The sequence below is a fragment of the Weizmannia sp. FSL W8-0401 genome (assembly GCF_038009125.1).
Taxonomy (GTDB): Bacteria; Bacillota; Bacilli; order Bacillales; family Bacillaceae_C; genus Weizmannia; species Weizmannia coagulans.
Genome location: NZ_JBBPAG010000001.1, coordinates 1,270,283 through 1,287,841, shown reverse-complemented (window position 1 = coordinate 1,287,841; position 17,559 = coordinate 1,270,283). Strand labels below are relative to the sequence as shown.

Here is a 17,559-nt window from a genome sequence, read left to right as displayed (position 1 = left end):
CCTCCTTTCACGCGCGGAATTTTCCCTGTTACTGCCCGAGTTCGAGCGTCTTCATCAGCATCGCTTTGGAAGCATTCAGCGCTGTGACATTGGCTTCATACGAACGGGTGGCGCTGATCATATCAGTCATTTCCGTTACGAGATCCACATTTGGTTTTGTCACATATCCGTTCGCATCTGCATCCGGATCATCCGGATTGTATTCTTTTTTAAAATCGCTGTTATCTTCGACAATGCCGGCCACCTGGACGCCGGAACCGGCACCCTGCATTCCGAGTTTCGAACGAAATATGGAGGCAAAAGAACCGCCTCCTGCAGCAAGCACCACTTCTTTCCGGCGGTATGGCTGCCATTTCCCGTTTACATATGTATCTCTTGTTGTATCGGCGTTCGCAATATTGGAAGAGATGACATCCATCCGTAAACGCTGTGCCGATAAGGCTTCAGAAGAAATGTTCATTCCGGTGAACATGGACATCTTACTGACCTCCTCTCACGACATTTAATAAGGATGAAAGCTTTCCTTTTTCCAGCTCAATCAGAGCCTCGTAATAAATCTGGTTGCTGGCAAGGTTCGCCATTTCGGTATCGATGTCAACACTGTTGCCGTTGCTGTTGTAAGTGGTGCCGGATTCCGTCACGATTTCCGGGCTTGAATCCCCGGCGGAAAAGCGGAAGTGCCGGGGGTCTGTCCGGTTTGCTGATAGGGCATTGACCGAATCCTCCAGCACATTTTTGAAACTGACATCCTGCGCCTTATAATTCGGTGTGTCCGCATTGGCAATATTGTTTGAAATCACTTTCTGCCGGAGCGAAGCATACTGCAATGCATGCTCAAGCGACCGTAACGCAGTGGAAGAGAGACTCATCAATGGACACCTCATTACATAAACTTGACATTTTTTCTTTTATACGACAAATTGTTTGCTATTTTTCATTTTAATTGTTTCATAACGGGCTGTAAATGAACATATTTTTAAATCACAAAAAATTTTTTTGAAAGTGGGACTTTCGCATTAATCCATTCTTCCCACCTTGTGAAAAAGGCGCAAAAAAATTTTTCAAGTGCCTTGATGCGCCCGGGGTTGCAAAAATTTACAATTACTGGGAAACACTATTGGCAGGCCGGATTTCCTTAAACTTTATAAATATCCAGATATTAGTATTTGTTCGTTTTTCTGGTAAATTAAACAGCAATAAAAAAAGGATACGAATCGTATCCTTTTTTGACGCAAATTCCGGAAAGCTTATCCGTCAGTTGGAACGGACTTTTTCAAGTTCAACGAGGAATTTGTTATTCAATACTTTGATATAGGTCCCTTTCATGCCAAGGGAACGGGATTCAATGACGCCTGCGCTCTCCAGTTTACGTAGCGCGTTCACGATGACAGAGCGGGTAATGCCAACGCGGTCCGCAATTTTGGACGCGACAAGCAAGCCTTCCTTCCCGTTTAATTCTTCAAAGATATGTTCAATGGCTTCCAGCTCGCTGTAGGACAAAGAACTGATGGCCATTTGCACGACTGCTTTGCTGCGCGCTTCTTCTTCAATTTCTTCTGTTTTTTCACGGAGGATTTCCATGCCGACAACCGTCGCGCTGTATTCTGCCAGGACAAGATCTTCTTCGTCGAATTCCCGCTCAAGACGGGCCAGAATTAACGTACCGATTCTTTCCCCGCCGCCGACGATTGGAACAATCGTTGTCAGGCCTTTTTCAAACAGGTCTTTGTTTTCAATCGGAAATGCCGTGTACTCACTTTCAATTGTCAAATTGGATGAGGTTTCCGTAATGTTAAACAGGCTGTTCGTGTATTCTTCCGGAAACTGGCGGTCTTCAAACATTTGTTTCATCCGCTCGTTTTCAATTTTCTGATTGATGGCCAGGCCGAGTAATTTCCCGCGGCGGCTGACGATGTAAATATTGGCTTCAATCACATCGCTCAGCGTTTCCGCCATTTCTTTAAAATTCACCGGACGTCCGGCTGCTTTTTGCAACATCGAATTAATTTTCCTTGTTTTATCTAACAAACTCATTTCCATTCCTCCTAGATTGATTCGGTATTTGAACTGCATTGAATTGCCGGGACCTGCCGCAAAATGAGCAAAAAGCCTTCATCACACGTCTACCCTTATCCGATTTTTCAAAACGGTTATAAAATATACTGGCTTAAATCTTTGTTCTGTGAGATCGCGCCGAGCTTTTCGTCCACATACTGCGGGGTGATGGACACCTTTTCCAAATGAATGTCCGGTGCTTCGAAAGAAAGATCTTCGAGCAGTTTTTCCATGATGGTATGAAGTCTTCTCGCCCCGATATTATCGGTATTTTGGTTCACTTCAAAAGCAATTTCAGCAATTCTGGTAATAGCTTCGTCAGAAAATTCTATTTGTATACCTTCTGTTTCCAATAATGCAATATATTGTTTCACCAGGGCATTATCCGGTTCGACAAGAATTTTGACAAAGTCCTCAACAGTCAGTTTTTCAAGCTCCACTCTGATCGGAAAACGCCCTTGCAGTTCGGGGATCAGATCGGACGGTTTTGCCATATGGAAAGCGCCGGCAGCAATAAACAAAATATAATCCGTTTTAATGGAGCCGTATTTTGTGACAACCGTCGAACCTTCGACAATCGGCAGAATATCCCGCTGGACGCCTTCCCTCGATACATCCGCCTGGGATCCGCTCCCATTTTTGGAGGCGATTTTGTCGATTTCATCAATGAAGATAATGCCGGTTTGTTCCGCCCGGAAAATGGCTTCCTGGGTCACTTCGTCCATGTCGATCAGTTTCTGTGCCTCATCCTGCGCAAGCACTTTTCTTGCTTCCCTGACCGGCAATTTCCGCCGTTTCGTTTTTTTCGGCAGCAGATTGCCAAGCGCGTCCTGCACACTCATGCCCATTTGTTCCATGCCGGAACCCTGGAACAAATCAAACATGGACGGGGCCTGCTCTTCCACTTCCACGGTAACCGGCTCACCTTCCAGTTCACCGTTTAAGAGTTTTTCCCGTATACGCTGTTTCTGCTCCCTTTTGGAGTACTCCTCCTCCTCTTCATCCGGTGCCGTGTCCTGCTGCCCGCCGCCGCCAAAAATCATTTCAAACGGGTTTTTGAAATTCCCCTGCTTCTTCCGCGACGGGACAAGCAAATCGACGAGGCGCTCATTTGCATTTTTCTCCGCCTGATCGCGCACGCCGTTCATTTTTTCTTCTTTTACAAGCCGGACAGCCGTCTCGACAAGGTCGCGTACCATCGACTCCACATCCCGGCCGACATATCCGACTTCCGTAAACTTCGTGGCTTCCACTTTGACGAACGGGGCACCGACAAGCCGCGCCATTCTTCTTGCGATTTCCGTCTTTCCGACACCGGTCGGCCCGATCATCAAAATGTTTTTAGGAATAATTTCTTCCCGCATTTTTTCAGACAACAGACTTCTTCTGTAACGGTTCCTGAGCGCCACGGCAACTGCCCGCTTCGCTTCTTTCTGGCCGACAATATACTGGTCCAGGCGCTCAACAATCTGCCTTGGTGTCAAACTGTTTGTTTTTCTAAACGTGTTGGCCAATCCGCTCACTCCTTTATGGAAATATACCGGTATCGGCTGCCCATTCCGCTTATAACTCTTCCACGATAATGTTTGAATTTGTAAATACACAAATTTCAGATGCGATTTCAAGGGAAGCCCGCGCAATTTCTTTTGCGGTAAAGTTTTCTGCCGCATGCCGTTTCAGTGCGCGGCCGGCAGCGAGCGCGTAATTGCCGCCCGAGCCGATGGCGAGGATGCCGTCATCCGGTTCAATGACTTCCCCCGTTCCCGAGACAAGCAGTAAATTGTTTTCATCCATGACAATCAGCATCGCTTCGAGCTTTCGGAGCACTTTATCGCTTCTCCACATTTTGGCCAGTTCCACTGCTGCACGCGTCAGGTTGCCATTATATTCCTGCAGTTTTCCTTCAAACATCTCGGAAAGCGTAAAAGCATCCGCAACTGAGCCCGCAAAACCGGCCAGCACTTTTCCGTTAAACAGCCGGCGGACTTTTTTGGCCGTGTTTTTCATCACGACGGCGTTTCCGAGCGTCACCTGCCCGTCCCCTGCCATTGCGCTTTTCCCGTTATGGCGGATGGCAAATATTGTGGTTGCGTGAAAATCACCCATATCAGCACCTCCTATGTAATCAAAGCGAACCGCCTTGCATTGCTATGCTCTCGGGTGGTAAGCCATATAGGTTTTCCGCAAATGCTCCTTGGTTACATGTGTGTAGACTTGCGTGGAAGACAAGCTTTCATGCCCAAGAAGGTCTTGTACTGTGCGCAAATCAGCCCCGTGGTTCAGCAAATGGGTTGCAAATGTGTGCCGCAACATATGGGGATGAATTTTTCCGGTCAGTGCCGCTTTTTTGATCATTTCATTTAAAATATAGCGGACACCTTTATCGGTCAATGCGCCGCCGCGTGCATTTACAAATAAATAGGAATGGTCTTCTTTGCCGCGCATCAACGTTTTCCGTGCATGCGCCATATAATCCGAAACGGCTTCCCCTGCAAAATGGCCGAACAGCACGATCCGTTCTTTTTTTCCTTTCCCTTTTACATGGATCGTCTCGAATTCAAAATCAATATCCTGCAACCGGATATTGACGCACTCGCTCACGCGGATGCCGGTCGCATACAGGATTTCGAGCAAAGCGCGGTTGCGCCGGGACAATGCATCATCCCCTTCACATGCCGCAAATAGTTGCTCCATTTCTTCCTCATAAAAAAATTTGGGCAGACGCTTATGTTGTTTCGGCTGTGATAAAAGTGCGAAGGGATTTTCCTTGACAATCTGCTCCCGCATCAGGAATTTGAAAAAACTGCGAATGCTGGATATTTTCCGTGCTACCGTGGCGCGGCTGTACCCATGTTCATGCAACGTTGTCAAATACAGCCTCCCTGCCGGATACCCCACCTCGTCTAGCGAGGCGATCCCCTGTGCGGTTAAAAACACAAAAAAATCCTCCAGATCCAGACGGTAAAATTTGATTGTATATGCGGAATAGTTTTTTTCCACTTGCATGTATTCCATAAAAGAAAGCAAATAGCCGGACAGTTCGCCGTTCATCTGTTTAACACCTCACATGTGCGGGGAAACGGGCCTGCTTTACTCCACCCTTCACGTTGATGGATCACAGGGGCTTTCCGGGTTATTGCCATTTTTTCCGGCCCGGCAAAGCGGCCCGGACAAACCCGCCAGCCGGCATTTTTGCGCCGGGCCGGGTGTCCGTCATCCCCGGCTTGTGCCAACCGAATGCCGTCTCCCGCCGGCTCATATGCTTCGAAGCCAAGAGACGGCATTCGGAAATCCGGTTAAATCATAACACATTTCCGGATCGGATTGCAACGAATGTTACATATTTTTCATAAATTTTTGAATTGTCCTCTTGACTGGCGCTTCCTACCCGTGAAAAGCCGGGAATGCCGTTTACTGAAAAGCTTTTGGACGGTGCCGCCAACGATTCGGGAAATCTGTCGTTTTTTGTCGCAACTGCCCTTTAAGCATTTTACACCAGCTGCTGCAAGAAGTAAAAGAATAAGTTGTATTTTCTCGTAAAAATGTAAATATTCATTTTCATCAGCCCGAACTTTGCCGCCCGCTCCGCGCAAGGCTGTAAAGTTCCGGCATGGCCCAATCATTATTCCACCGACTGCTCTTTATAATCACAATGCACGCACTGGATTTGCGTCCCTTTTTTCAGTTTTTTCTCAACAAGCATGTCGCCGCACTTCGGGCACTTCCTGCCAACCGGCTTATCCCATGAGACAAAATCGCATTCCGGATAACGGTCGCACCCGTAGAAAATGCGGTTTTTCTTTGTTTTCCGCTCAATGATTTCGCCTTTGCCGCATTTCGGGCAAGTGACGCCGATTTTTTTAACGATTGGTTTCGTATTGCGGCAGTCAGGAAAATTGCTGCAAGCCATAAACTTGCCGTAACGCCCCATTTTATACACCATCGGGCTTCCGCACAGCTCGCACATTTCCCCCGTTTCTTCATCTTTGATCTCGATTTTCTCCATTTCGTTTTCCGCTTTTTTCAGGCGGGCTTCGAAATTTTGATAAAACGCATCAATGACTTGGACCCATGGCACTTTTCCTTCTTCAATTTCATCCAGGTCTTTTTCCATATCAGCGGTGAATTCGACATCTATGATTTCGGGGAAAAATTCCCGGATCAGTTCGAGCACGATTTCGCCGAGCTCTGTCGGGACAAACCGCTTATTTTCAAGTGCCACATAGCCGCGCTTTTGGATTGTATCCAATGTCGGCGCATAGGTGGACGGCCTCCCGATTCCAAGTTCTTCCAGTGTTTTGACAAGCCGGGCTTCGGTATAGCGTGGCGGCGGCTGGGTGAAATGCTGTTTCGGTTCGATCGACTCGGAGTGGACAACATCCCCTTCTTCGAGATGCGGCAAATAACGTTCGCCTTCTTCCTGCTGGTCGTCGGAACCTTCCACATACACTTTCATAAAGCCCGGAAACTGGATTTTTGAACCGGAAGCCCGGAACAAGACTGTGCCGTTTGCCAGCGTGGCACTCATCGTATCCAGTATCGCAGGGGCCATCTGGCTGGCCATAAAGCGTTCCCAAATCAATTTGTACAGCTTATACTGGTCTCTACTTAAAAAGGACTTGAGCGAACCCGGGTCCCGGAAAATGCTTGTTGGCCGGATCCCTTCGTGCGCATCCTGGGCATTTGCCTGCTTTTTCTCTTTTCTTTCTTCCTGGCGCAAATAGTTTTCCCCGAATTTTTCCTGAATATATTGATTGGCTTCTGTTTTTGCGACATCCGAAATCCGGGTCGAGTCTGTTCTCATATACGTGATCAGCCCGACAGTGCCTTCTTTTCCAAGGTCGATGCCTTCATACAGCTGCTGGGCCACCATCATTGTTTTTTTCGCCCTGAAGTTCAGTTTCCGGGCGGCTTCCTGTTGCAGGGAAGAAGTCGTAAACGGCGGTGCCGGATTCCGTTTCTTCTCTTTGTGCGTGACGGAAGAAACCTGGAACTTGTCGCTTTTCAGCAGGCCGGTAATTTTTTTCACATCCGCTTCTGACTTCAGCTGCATTTTTTTTCCGTCCACACCGTAAAAAGATGCCTGGAACGTGTCTTTCCCTTTTTTAAAGGATCCCGCAATTGTCCAGTACTCTTCCGGCACAAACGATTTGATTTCATTTTCCCGGTCAATGATGAGGCGGACGGCAACGGACTGTACCCTGCCCGCACTCAAACCTTTTTTCACTTTCTTCCATAAAAGCGGGCTGATGTTATAACCGACGAGGCGGTCCAAAATCCGCCTTGCCTGCTGGGCGTCGACAAGGTCCATATTGATCGGGCGCGGATGTTTAAATGATTCTTTGATCGCGTCCTTTGTAATTTCATTAAATACGACGCGGCAGTCCGAATGCACATCCAGATTCAGACTGTTGGCGAGATGCCAGGCAATCGCTTCCCCTTCGCGGTCAGGGTCGGCGGCAAGATAGACTTTTTTAGCTTTTTTGGCCGCGTTTTTCAAATCTTTTAAGACTGGCCCCTTGCCCCTGATTGTAATGTACTTCGGTGTAAAATGGTCGTCCACATCCACCCCCATTTGGCTTTTCGGCAAGTCGCGCACATGCCCCATGGAAGCTTTCACTCTATATTTTTTTCCCAAATATTTTTCAATCGTTTTCGCTTTTGCAGGTGATTCTACAATCACTAAGTAGTCTGACATTCAAAAATCCTCCCTGGAGAGCTTATACCCTCTCTTTGCAGCAACTTTGCTTTCATTTTCCAAACAAAATCATCTGTAATTATGGGCATGGATACCCGCATTTGTCAATTGTAACAGCACGGATGATGAAAAATCAACACAGCAAACGATTTCATTTTGAAAATTTTATCTATTCTTTCTCTATTTTATATACATTTTATCCAAAAATCATGCGTTTTTTCACAAAATCGGAAAATCGCTCCCCATTTATGAATTTTCCCTGACAATTTTACCTTGCCGGAAGCAGTTCTTCCAAAATGTCCGCGCTGCACGTCACCAGTTTTGCGCCCTGCTGGATGAGATGGTTCGTTCCTGCCGACAGGCTGTCCAGAACGTTTCCCGGCACGCTGAAAACTTCCCGCCCTTCCTGGAGGGCGTAATCTGCCGTGATCAAAGAGCCGCTCCGTTTTTCCGCCTGAAGCACGAGCACACCTTCCGAAATGCCGCTGATGATCCGGTTGCGTTCCGGAAAACGCCATTTTTCAGGGCGCGTAAACGGCGGATATTCCGACAGGAGTAAATGGCCCTGTTTTATTTTCTCCGCCATCCCTGTATTTTCCCGCGGATAAATATGAAAAAATCCGCTTCCGAGCACCGCAATCGTCTTTCCCCCAAATTTCATGGCAGCACGGTGGGCAATCGCATCCGCCCCTCTCGCCAGCCCGCTGACAATGGTAAACTGTTTTTCGATCAGGGGCGGCAGCAAATGATCGGCGGCTTTTTCCGCATAGGAACCGGCCTTTCTTGATCCGACAACGGCCAGCGCACGTTTTTTCAGCAATGATATATTTCCGATTGAATAGAGTATGGCAGGAGGCTGGTACGTTTCTTTCAGAAGCGGCGGATATTCCGGTTCAAAACGGGCTGTCATCCGGATCTGTTTTTCCCGGTAGAGGGTTAAATAGGGGTTGATGTCAAGATGAAGGAGGTCTTCATAAAATCGTTCAAACGTTTCCTTTTGCATCTGAAGCATGGCGCGCAGTGTTTCAGGGGGAATCCGACAGATTTTTTCAAGCAGCGGATCAAATTCGAGGATTTTCATTTTTTGCCCACGGGAAATCCCCCTGCAATGGTCCAAATGAATGTATTTGATTTTTAACGGTTCCATTGTTTTCCTCGCTTTCAGACCGTATTTCATTGAAAAAAACAAAATATTTAGGACCCGGCTGCACGCTTAAAATGGCAGCCGGATCCGGGCAGTTTCACCAAGCTGCCCCGGAAAATGCGGGTTCCGGGACGGCCGGTGCCGCAACTTAAAGGTTTTTACATTTCTCGTAAAGGCCTTTTTCCTTCAGGACACGGATCAGCGTTTCCCCAATGACCGCCGGCGTTTCAGCCACCTGGATGCCGCATTCGTTCATCGTGCGGATTTTTTCGGCTGCAGTTCCTTTGCCGCCTGAAATGATAGCGCCGGCGTGGCCCATCCGTTTTCCAGGAGGCGCTGTGACACCGCCGATAAATCCGACAACCGGTTTCTTCATGTTTGCCTGAACCCATTTGGCAGCTTCTTCTTCCGCCGTCCCGCCGATTTCACCGATCATAATGACCGCTTCTGTTTCCGGATCATTGTTAAATTCTTTTAATACATCAATAAAGTTGGTGCCGTTCACAGGGTCACCGCCAATGCCGATCGCTCCTGTCTGGCCGATGCCGGCGCGCGTCAGCTGATGGACGGCTTCATAAGTCAGCGTGCCGGAACGGGAAACGACCCCGACATGGCCTTTTTTATGGATATAACCCGGCATAATGCCGATTTTGCATTCATCTGGCGTGATGATGCCCGGGCAATTCGGCCCGATCAGGCGCGTTTTTTTCCCTTCCATATAACGTTTCACTTTGACCATATCCAACACCGGGATATGCTCAGTAATGCAGATAACAAGATCGAGTTCTGCATCGACCGCTTCCATAATCGCATCTGCCGCAAACGGAGCTGGCACGAAGATAACCGAAACGGTTGCGCCCGTTGTTTTAACGGCTTCTTCCACCGTATTAAAGACCGGCACGCCTTCTACTTCAGTCCCGCCTTTGCCAGGGCTTGTGCCGCCGACAATTTTCGTTCCGTATTCCAAGCATTGTTTTGTATGGAAAAGCGCCGTTTTCCCGGTAATCCCCTGGACAATGACTTTCGTGTCTTTATTTACATAAATGCTCACTTTTTTCCCCTGCCTTCTTCATTCAAGAATATTTGTTCGCATTTGGCCCGAATGAACAGCTGCTGTTAGCTGACCAGTTCGACAATTTTTTGTGCGCCGTCTGCCATCGATTCAGCTGCCACAATTTTCAACCCGGATTCGTTTAAAATTTTCTTCCCGAGTTCCACATTGGTCCCTTCAAGACGGACAACGAGCGGAATGTCGAGCCCGACCTGTTTTGTGGCTGCAACCACGCCGGAAGCAATGACATCGCATTTCATAATGCCGCCGAAAATGTTGACAAAAATGCCTTTGACTTTTTCGTCCGATAAAATAATTTTAAACGCTTCCGTTACTTTTTCTTCCGTTGCGCCGCCCCCGACATCAAGGAAGTTGGCCGGATCGCCGCCGTAATATTTAATAATGTCCATTGTCGCCATCGCAAGGCCGGCGCCGTTTACCATGCAGCCGATATTGCCGTCAAGGGCGACATAGCTCAAATCGTATTTCGACGCTTCAATTTCTTTCGGGTCTTCTTCTTCGAGATCGCGGTATGCCAGAATATCCTGCTGGCGGAACAAGCCGTTCGAATCAAAATTCAATTTGGCATCGAGCGCCATCACTTTTCCGTCGCCGGTTACAACAAGCGGATTGATTTCCGCGATCGAGCAGTCTTTTTCCACAAATACTTGATAAAGGCCTGTCATAAATTTAACAGCCTGATTTACAAGTTTAGCAGGAATATTGATGTTGAATGCAATGCGGCGCGCCTGGAACGGCAACAGGCCGACTGCCGGGTCAATGCTTTCTTTGAAAATCTTTTCCGGTGTTTTGGCCGCCACTTCTTCAATTTCCGTGCCGCCTTCTTCAGAAGCCATCAGCACAACCCGGCTTGTCGCACGGTCCAAAACAAGGCCGACATAGTATTCTTTTTGAATGTCACACCCTTCTTCAATCAAGAGGCGCTTCACTTCTTTGCCTTCAGGGCCTGTCTGATGCGTCACAAGCGTTTTGCCAAGCAGTTCCTGCGCGTATGTACGAACCTCATCCAAATTTTTTGCCACTTTGACGCCGCCTGCTTTTCCGCGGCCGCCGGCATGAATTTGCGCTTTTACCACACATACATCTGTTCCGAGCGATTTCGCCGCTTCCACCGCTTCATCCACGGTGAAGGCCACTTTCCCGTTCGGCACAGCGACCCCGTATTTTCTCAGGATCTCTTTGCCCTGATACTCGTGAATATTCATGTTCCATCCTCCTATCAAACTGTTCAAAAAATTAACTGCGCTTTCATTTTAATAAACATCGGAAAAGATGTCTACCATAATGAACTAAAATGGCTATTATTATTCAAAAATATTTTTTGCAGTATAAAATGGACGGAATTTCACCGTTCGTTTGCCTGCTGTGAATCGCAATCTTTATTCAAATGGGCGCCTAGGCCTGATGTAAAACTTTCGTTCATTTGATATCCTTGTTTTTTAGCGACTGGTCGAGGCGGTAAATCATGGCAAACACCTCGGCCACAGCCGCATACAGTTCTTCCGGGATCGCTTCGTTGATATCGAGCCGGCCGAGCAGCGCGGCAAGATCCGGGTCCTGCTGGATCGGGACATTCGCTTTTTTTGCCTCTTCGATAATCCGCCTGGCCGTGTCCCCTTTGCCTTTTGCCTTCACGACAGGGGCGGAATGCGCATCCGGGCTGTACTGGAGCGCGACCGCTTCTTTTATGTCTTTTTGTGGATCCTTCATATCCTAAGGTCAACCCCTTTCCCGGAAACGTCCGGCCGGCTGAGCGCGGCACGCACAGCACCCGGCTGGAATTCCCCGAACCGGACATCAGACAATGTGTAACCGGTTTTGGAAAGGCCTTCCTTTAAGGCCGGCAAAAAAGGCTTTACGGCTTCCTGGAGGCCCTTTTTCAAACTGGAAATGCGGATGGAAACGATCCGGTTTTGCACATTCATCTCGACCAATGTTTCTTTCATAAACTGAAGATTTAAGTAAAAAATGATTTTACAATAGTTACTGTCTATTTTTCCGTCTTTTTTCCGCCTGCCTGACCATTGCACAACGGCATTCGTTTGAAAGCGCGCGAAAGAAAGCGGAATTTCCATCCAAATGTGCTGCACCGCCCCGCCGGGAAGCGAAAGCAGTTGCTGGCCGTTCAGTTTCTGCACGATTTCGTCTGCTGCATCCCGGGCTGCTTTTGTTCCCCCGCCTTTTTGCAGCAACTCAACAAGCAACGCTTTTAAAGGCAGCCCGCCCTTGTCCGCGGTTTTATCCCCATGCAAAAGCCCCGCCTCATAAAAAAGCCCCATTTTTTGAATCTTCTCTTTGATTTGCAGGCGCAGCGCCTCTCCTGTCACCTGCCCGTTGCCCGCCCCAAGTTCCCTGATAAGCGCAAGCAATTGCCTGGTTTCCGGCGTCTGTTCCCCCTGCTGAAGCGCCTGCTGCAGCCGGTTTAAAAGCTGATCTACCGGTGTGTTTTGCACGAAGGTACGGAGAGAAGTGAACACGCCCTCCGTCACAGGAAAGCCTTCTTGCAGCATGAGGGCAGCCGTTTCCAGCCCGTTTGCAAGATCCGGCACATGCTTCAGCCATGCGCCGATTGCGGCAATGTCATTTTTTGTAAACGGAATCCCCCGTTCAGCCAAGTACGAGACAAGGGACTGGAACGTTTTCCCCGGCGGCAGCTGCATTTGCGGGAGCAAAGCTTTGCCGGCATTGCCGTTTGCATCGGCTTCCGAGAGCATTTTCAGCCGGACTTCACCATCGACCAAAACCGTTTGAAACCAGTAGTTTTTTCCGGCTTCAAGCGGCACTTCGAGTTTCGCGGCAAACGCACGCCCGCCTGCCCGGATAAGTGCGGTGTCATTTGGAAACAGTTTTTGGATGGCGCCGGAAAAAATCTGCCCCGTTTGAAAAGAAAACGTGCGGATATTTGAGCCGGCTTTAATAAATGGTTGTTTGCCAAAAGAAATTTGCATGCTTACCCCCCCGCCCTGTTTCTTCCTTCTTGCTTATTTATCGGCGGATTGCCGGCCTGTCTTTAATCGGCGCAAACGATTTTCTATGGATCGGGCATGGGCCAAGCTTCATGATCGCTTCCAGATGTTTTTTCGTCCCGTAGCCCTTATGTATGGCGAAACCGTACCCGGGATATTTTTCATCCATTTCCCGCATATACCGGTCTCTCGTTACTTTTGCAATCACGGAAGCCGCGGCAATTGAAATACTTTTCGCATCCCCTTTTACAATCGAAGTTTGCGGGTACGGGGCCGGAATTTCCATCGCATCGATCAGCAAATGGTCCGGAGAAGCGGGCAAATGGCCCAAAGCCGCAAGCATCGCCTTTTTGGCCGCCTCGTAAACATTCATCCGGTCAATTTCTTCTGCACTGGCAAAGCCGACGCCGACAAGGGCTTCCTCCTGAATGTGCGCAAAAAAGGCCTCCCGCTGTTTTTCGGAAAGCTGTTTGGAATCGTTCAGTCCGGGCAGGCAAAAATCTTCCGGAAGAATGACGCAAGCGGCTACAACCGGACCGGCAAGCGGCCCCCTGCCTGCCTCGTCAATTCCGGCGATCAGGCGGCAGCCGTGGCGGCGCAGGGCGTCTTCAAACCGGGACATCTCCCGGAATTTTTCAAGCTGTTCACGCTCTTTTTCTAATTTTCTCATCCATTTTTCCAGCGCTTTTTGTGCCCCTTTCCGTTCATCCCGGCGCAACTTCTGGACGAACGGATCGGACGGATTTGTCATTTCTGAAAGCCGCGCTTCAATATCACTGATTTTCAATGTTTCCCCTCCTATGAAAAATAAGCGCCCCTTTTACGGAGGCGCTTATCCCAAATCAAATGTCAGAGGCCCCAGTTTCATGCCGCGGATATCACGGATAATCACCTCAGCCGTTTTGTCGTAATCGATTTCCCCTCCCGCCCGCAAACAGCCGCGCAAGCGCCCAATATGGTCAAAAAGGGGTACGATGTCCGGGATATCCCCGAGCTTATACCGGGCTTTTAATGCGTCGGGATAATGTTTTTCAAGAAAACGCAGGCCAAATACGGAAACGTCCTGCAGGTTGAGGATCGTGTCTTTAATTGCGCCGGTTAAGGCGAGCTTATAGCCGGTTTCCTTGTCTTCGAATTTCGGCCAGAGGATTCCGGGCGTATCGAGGAGTTCCATCGTTTTCCCGACTTTTATCCATGCCTGCGCTTTTGTCACGCCCGGCGTATTGCCGGTTTTGGCGATATTTTTCCCGGCAAGCCGGTTAATGAGCGTCGATTTGCCGACGTTCGGTATCCCGACAATCATCGCCCGTATCGCACGCGGACGGATGCCTTTTGCCCGCAGTCTCTCCCATTTTGGCTGCAAAATCTGTTCAGCCAGTTTCACCATTTTGTCGAGCCCTTTTCCGCTTTGCGCGTCAATGGCAAGGACATGCGTATTGCCGCCGGATAATATTTCAAGCCAGCGGGCTGTAGCAGCCGGATCCGCCATATCCGCCTTGTTCAACAATTTGATCCGCGGCTTTTGCTGAATCAGTTCATCCAGCATCGGATTGGCGGAGGAAACCGGGATCCTTGCATCCAGCAGTTCAAAAACGATATCGACCAGTTTTAATTTTTCGGTCACTTCTCTCCTTGCCTTCGCCATATGGCCCGGAAACCATTGTATTGCCATCATGCGTCAACTCCATCACGGTTACTTTTTTCCGTAAAATGTGCAGCTGCCGGGCGCTTATTTATTGATCATATGGGCATCTTTCACCGGCCAGTATACAAAGTTTGTCTCCCCGACCACCTTGCTAAGCGGAATGGTCCCGATCTGGCGGCTGTCTTTGCTGTACCGGCGGTTATCGCCCATCACAAAAATCTGCCCTTTTGGCACCGTGTCGCGCCCGATATAATCTTTTAAGGTAAAATCTTCCGTAAGCGGTCCGTCGGCAACGGCTTTTTTATATTTATCGAGATAAGGCTCTTTATACGCTTTCCCGTTAATATACAGGACGTCATTTTTATACTCGATCCGGTCGCCCGGCAGCCCGATGACCCTTTTGATATAATCTTTGCCTTCCGGGGCGTGGAAAACGACGATGTCGAACCGTTTCGGGGTCCCGATTTTATTTACAATCATCCGGTCGCCGTTTTTCAAAGTCGGCATCATGGAAGAACCGTCGACCACGATCGGGGCGAAGAAAAAATAGCGCAAAATGCCGGCCAGTGCCACAGCGATCAGCAGCGCTTTCACCCATTCGAACAGTTCATTTTTTGGTTTTTTCTGTTTTTCCATTTATTTACACCGCCTCATTCCATGTATCCATTAAGTGTATATTCCCTGATATTTTGCATTATAACAGGATTGGTTGCCGATTGAAAACCTCAGACGGCACCCGGGTTATTTATGTATAAGTATGAAGAAAAGGGGCCATGATAGCCCCTTTTCGAACAGCCGTTGCAGCAAATTAGCGGATTTCTTTAATACGGGCGGCTTTACCGCGCAGATTACGCAGGTAGTAAAGTTTCGCACGGCGAACTTTACCGCGACGCACGACTTCAAGCTTCGCAATTTTCGGTGTATGGAGCGGAAATGTACGCTCAACGCCGACGCCGTAAGAAACTTTCCGGACTGTAAACGTTTCGCTGATCCCGCCGCCGCGGCGTTTAATGACCACACCTTCAAAAACCTGGATACGTTCGCGTGAACCTTCGACAACTTTTACATGGACGCGGACCGTATCCCCCGGGCGGAAAGCAGGCAGATCAGTGCGAAGTTGATCTTTTGTAATTTCGTCAATAATATTGTGCATCGTATTCAACTCCTTCCAACAAATGCTCTTGCAAATCTTCCATCTTATTTGCAGCGGAACATCGTTTTACGGTGGCCTGCCTTGTTTTCAAGCAAACCACAAATGCAATCTTAGCATAAACGCATGCCGATTGCAACAGCTATCCGTGCATTTCTTCCCATTCTTTCAGCCACGCTTTTTGCTTTTCGGAGAGCGTCACGCCGTGCAAAAGGTCCGGCCTCCTCGTATAGGTGCGGTACAGCGACTCTTTTTCGCGCCATTCTTCAATCAGCCGGTGATTTCCGGATAATAACACGTCCGGCACCTTCATCCCGCGGAAATCCGCCGGACGCGTATAATGCGGATGTTCCAGCAGCCCGGTTGAAAAAGAATCGGTAACAGGCGAAGTTTCATTGCCCAAAACACCGGGAAGCAGGCGGACGATGCTGTCGATCATGACCATTGCGCCCAGCTCGCCGCCCGTTAACACATAGTCCCCGATTGAAATTTCATCGCTTACAAGTGTACGGATCCGTTCATCATACCCTTCGTAGTGGCCGCAAATAAAGATCAGATGTTCTTCTTTCGCAAACGCTTCCGCTTTTTGCTGCGTATACGTTTCTCCCTGGGGGCAGAGCAAAATGATGCGCGGCTTTTTTTTGCTCCCCTCAAGCAGGTCTTCTACTGCATCGAACACCGGCTGGGGCTTTAACACCATGCCCGCCCCGCCGCCGTACGGGTAGTCATCGACGGTTTTATGCTTGTTGTCGCTGTATTTGCGGAAATTGACCAGATGGTAATGGACGATCCCTTTTTCTTCTGCTTTTTTTAAAATAGAAGATCCGAGAACGCCTTCAAACATTTCCGGGAACAAAGTCAATATATCCATTTTCATGGCAAAAGCCCTTCCATCGGTTCAATTACAATTCTTTTTTCTTTTTTGTCGACTTTTTTGACGACGTCTTCAATATACGGAATTAGCGCCTCTTTCTGCTGCGCTGTTTTCACCACCCAGACGTCATTTGCCCCGGGCGTTAAAATCTCTTTTACCGTCCCGACTTTCTCGCCTGCGGTTGTCACGACTTCGCAGCCGATGATTTCATGAAAATAAAACTCATTTTCGCCAAGCTCATCCAGCTGTTCTTCGGAAACTTTCAGCATGCCGCCTTTCCATTTCTCGGCTTCCCCAATCGAATCAAAGCCCTCAAACTTCAGCAAATCAAACTGCTTATGCACCCGGTGAGATTCAATCGTAAGCGCAACCGGTTCATTGCAGCCGGGAAGAAACAAGTAAAGCGTATTGCCCGGTTTATACCGTTCCGCTTTGAAATCCGTTTTGGAAATGACCCGCACTTCTCCGCGGATGCCGTGTGTATTGACGATTTTGCCGACATTAAACCATTGTGTCATATTCTCACCTCTCGCGAATTTCATGGATGATGCCGTCTTTTATAATAATCGATTTCTCTTTTGTCACCGCACTCCAGTCGTCGCCTTCCCGGACGTCAACAATAGCGTGCATTTCTTTTTCTTTTAATTCCGTCCCGATCGGAAGCAAAAGCAGTTGTTCAATTTGAAACTCCACCAGTTTGATTTTCTCCTGCCGGCTTTCAATTTCTTTTTCAAAATGCATTTTTAAATTGGTTCCCGAAAACTTTTTTTGTTTTTCCAGTTTTTTCGTTTCAAACCGGAGCTGCTCACATTCTTTTTGAAGTTGTTGTTTCTTTTGCCGGTATGTATCCAAAAGCATTTCTTTGCTCTTTTCGGTCAGGATTTGCTTGACCATCACTTTTTGAAGGATTTTCAAGATGCCCTGCCCTCCTTTTCGCCATTTATTAGCAACCCAA

Annotated in this window: 19 protein-coding genes; all 19 read right to left on the bottom strand. The window is 48.4% G+C overall.

Translation table 11 applies throughout. From position 1 onward, the window contains the following. Nucleotides 1-28: 28 nt before the first annotated feature. Entirely contained in the window at nucleotides 29-478 is a 450-nt protein-coding gene (gene flgC / locus NSU00_RS06075) for a flagellar basal body rod protein FlgC (protein ID WP_258921677.1), read from the bottom strand. Between the two features lies 1 nt (nucleotide 479). Beyond that, nucleotides 480-869, bottom strand: coding sequence for a flagellar basal body rod protein FlgB (gene flgB, locus NSU00_RS06070; RefSeq protein ID WP_237349188.1), 390 nt, complete (start codon nucleotides 867-869; stop codon nucleotides 480-482). Between the two features lie 385 nt (nucleotides 870-1,254). Continuing rightward, nucleotides 1,255-2,034, bottom strand: a complete 780-nt coding sequence (gene codY / locus NSU00_RS06065; protein ID WP_029141584.1) for a GTP-sensing pleiotropic transcriptional regulator CodY — start codon at nucleotides 2,032-2,034, stop codon at nucleotides 1,255-1,257. Between the two features lie 116 nt (nucleotides 2,035-2,150). After that, entirely contained in the window at nucleotides 2,151-3,569 is a 1,419-nt protein-coding gene (gene hslU / locus NSU00_RS06060; protein ID WP_013859081.1) for an HslU--HslV peptidase ATPase subunit, read from the bottom strand. A 49-nt stretch (nucleotides 3,570-3,618) separates the two neighbouring features. Next, a complete protein-coding gene (gene hslV / locus NSU00_RS06055) occupies nucleotides 3,619-4,161 on the bottom strand; it encodes an ATP-dependent protease subunit HslV (protein WP_019722029.1) in 543 nt (180 codons plus the stop codon). Between the two features lie 42 nt (nucleotides 4,162-4,203). Then, nucleotides 4,204-5,106 (bottom strand): tyrosine recombinase XerC, encoded by a 903-nt coding sequence (gene xerC, locus NSU00_RS06050; protein WP_017554460.1) that lies wholly within the window; start codon nucleotides 5,104-5,106, stop codon nucleotides 4,204-4,206. A gap of 571 nt (nucleotides 5,107-5,677) precedes the next feature. Next, a complete protein-coding gene (gene topA / locus NSU00_RS06045) occupies nucleotides 5,678-7,753 on the bottom strand; it encodes a type I DNA topoisomerase (protein WP_029141585.1) in 2,076 nt (691 codons plus the stop codon). A 268-nt stretch (nucleotides 7,754-8,021) separates the two neighbouring features. Further along, nucleotides 8,022-8,900: a DNA-processing protein DprA gene (gene dprA, locus NSU00_RS06040; protein ID WP_118497932.1), complete on the bottom strand. Its 879-nt coding sequence runs from the start codon at nucleotides 8,898-8,900 to the stop codon at nucleotides 8,022-8,024. Nucleotides 8,901-9,045: 145 nt separating this feature from the next. Continuing rightward, nucleotides 9,046-9,948 carry a succinate--CoA ligase subunit alpha gene (sucD, locus tag NSU00_RS06035; protein ID WP_019722024.1) on the bottom strand — a complete coding sequence of 301 codons (903 nt, stop codon included), beginning with the start codon at nucleotides 9,946-9,948 and terminating at the stop codon, nucleotides 9,046-9,048. Between the two features lie 65 nt (nucleotides 9,949-10,013). Next, the gene (sucC, locus tag NSU00_RS06030; protein WP_061566966.1) at nucleotides 10,014-11,174 is read right to left on the bottom strand and encodes an ADP-forming succinate--CoA ligase subunit beta; all 1,161 of its coding nucleotides are present in this window, start codon (nucleotides 11,172-11,174) and stop codon (nucleotides 10,014-10,016) included. A 214-nt stretch (nucleotides 11,175-11,388) separates the two neighbouring features. Next, nucleotides 11,389-11,679, bottom strand: a complete 291-nt coding sequence (locus NSU00_RS06025; protein WP_013859072.1) for an EscU/YscU/HrcU family type III secretion system export apparatus switch protein — start codon at nucleotides 11,677-11,679, stop codon at nucleotides 11,389-11,391. Next, nucleotides 11,676-12,917, bottom strand: coding sequence for a hypothetical protein (locus NSU00_RS06020; protein ID WP_328197408.1), 1,242 nt, complete (start codon nucleotides 12,915-12,917; stop codon nucleotides 11,676-11,678). Before NSU00_RS06020 ends, NSU00_RS06025 begins: the two co-directional genes overlap by 4 nt. A gap of 37 nt (nucleotides 12,918-12,954) precedes the next feature. Continuing rightward, nucleotides 12,955-13,722: a ribonuclease HII gene (locus NSU00_RS06015; protein WP_412101701.1), complete on the bottom strand. Its 768-nt coding sequence runs from the start codon at nucleotides 13,720-13,722 to the stop codon at nucleotides 12,955-12,957. A gap of 45 nt (nucleotides 13,723-13,767) precedes the next feature. Continuing rightward, nucleotides 13,768-14,610, bottom strand: a complete 843-nt coding sequence (ylqF, locus tag NSU00_RS06010; protein ID WP_019722018.1) for a ribosome biogenesis GTPase YlqF — start codon at nucleotides 14,608-14,610, stop codon at nucleotides 13,768-13,770. 54 nt (nucleotides 14,611-14,664) lie between these two features. After that, on the bottom strand, nucleotides 14,665-15,216 hold the full coding sequence (lepB, locus tag NSU00_RS06005) for a signal peptidase I (RefSeq protein ID WP_013859068.1): 552 nt from the start codon (nucleotides 15,214-15,216) through the stop codon (nucleotides 14,665-14,667). 172 nt (nucleotides 15,217-15,388) lie between these two features. Then, nucleotides 15,389-15,733, bottom strand: coding sequence for a 50S ribosomal protein L19 (gene rplS, locus NSU00_RS06000; protein WP_013859067.1), 345 nt, complete (start codon nucleotides 15,731-15,733; stop codon nucleotides 15,389-15,391). Between the two features lie 139 nt (nucleotides 15,734-15,872). Continuing rightward, the gene (trmD, locus tag NSU00_RS05995; protein WP_029142351.1) at nucleotides 15,873-16,607 is read right to left on the bottom strand and encodes a tRNA (guanosine(37)-N1)-methyltransferase TrmD; all 735 of its coding nucleotides are present in this window, start codon (nucleotides 16,605-16,607) and stop codon (nucleotides 15,873-15,875) included. After that, nucleotides 16,604-17,122 carry a ribosome maturation factor RimM gene (gene rimM, locus NSU00_RS05990; protein WP_019722017.1) on the bottom strand — a complete coding sequence of 173 codons (519 nt, stop codon included), beginning with the start codon at nucleotides 17,120-17,122 and terminating at the stop codon, nucleotides 16,604-16,606. Before rimM ends, trmD begins: the two co-directional genes overlap by 4 nt. 4 nt (nucleotides 17,123-17,126) lie before the next feature. Next, on the bottom strand, nucleotides 17,127-17,519 hold the full coding sequence (locus NSU00_RS05985) for a YlqD family protein (RefSeq protein WP_195850440.1): 393 nt from the start codon (nucleotides 17,517-17,519) through the stop codon (nucleotides 17,127-17,129). Between the last annotated feature and the right edge of the window lie 40 nt (nucleotides 17,520-17,559).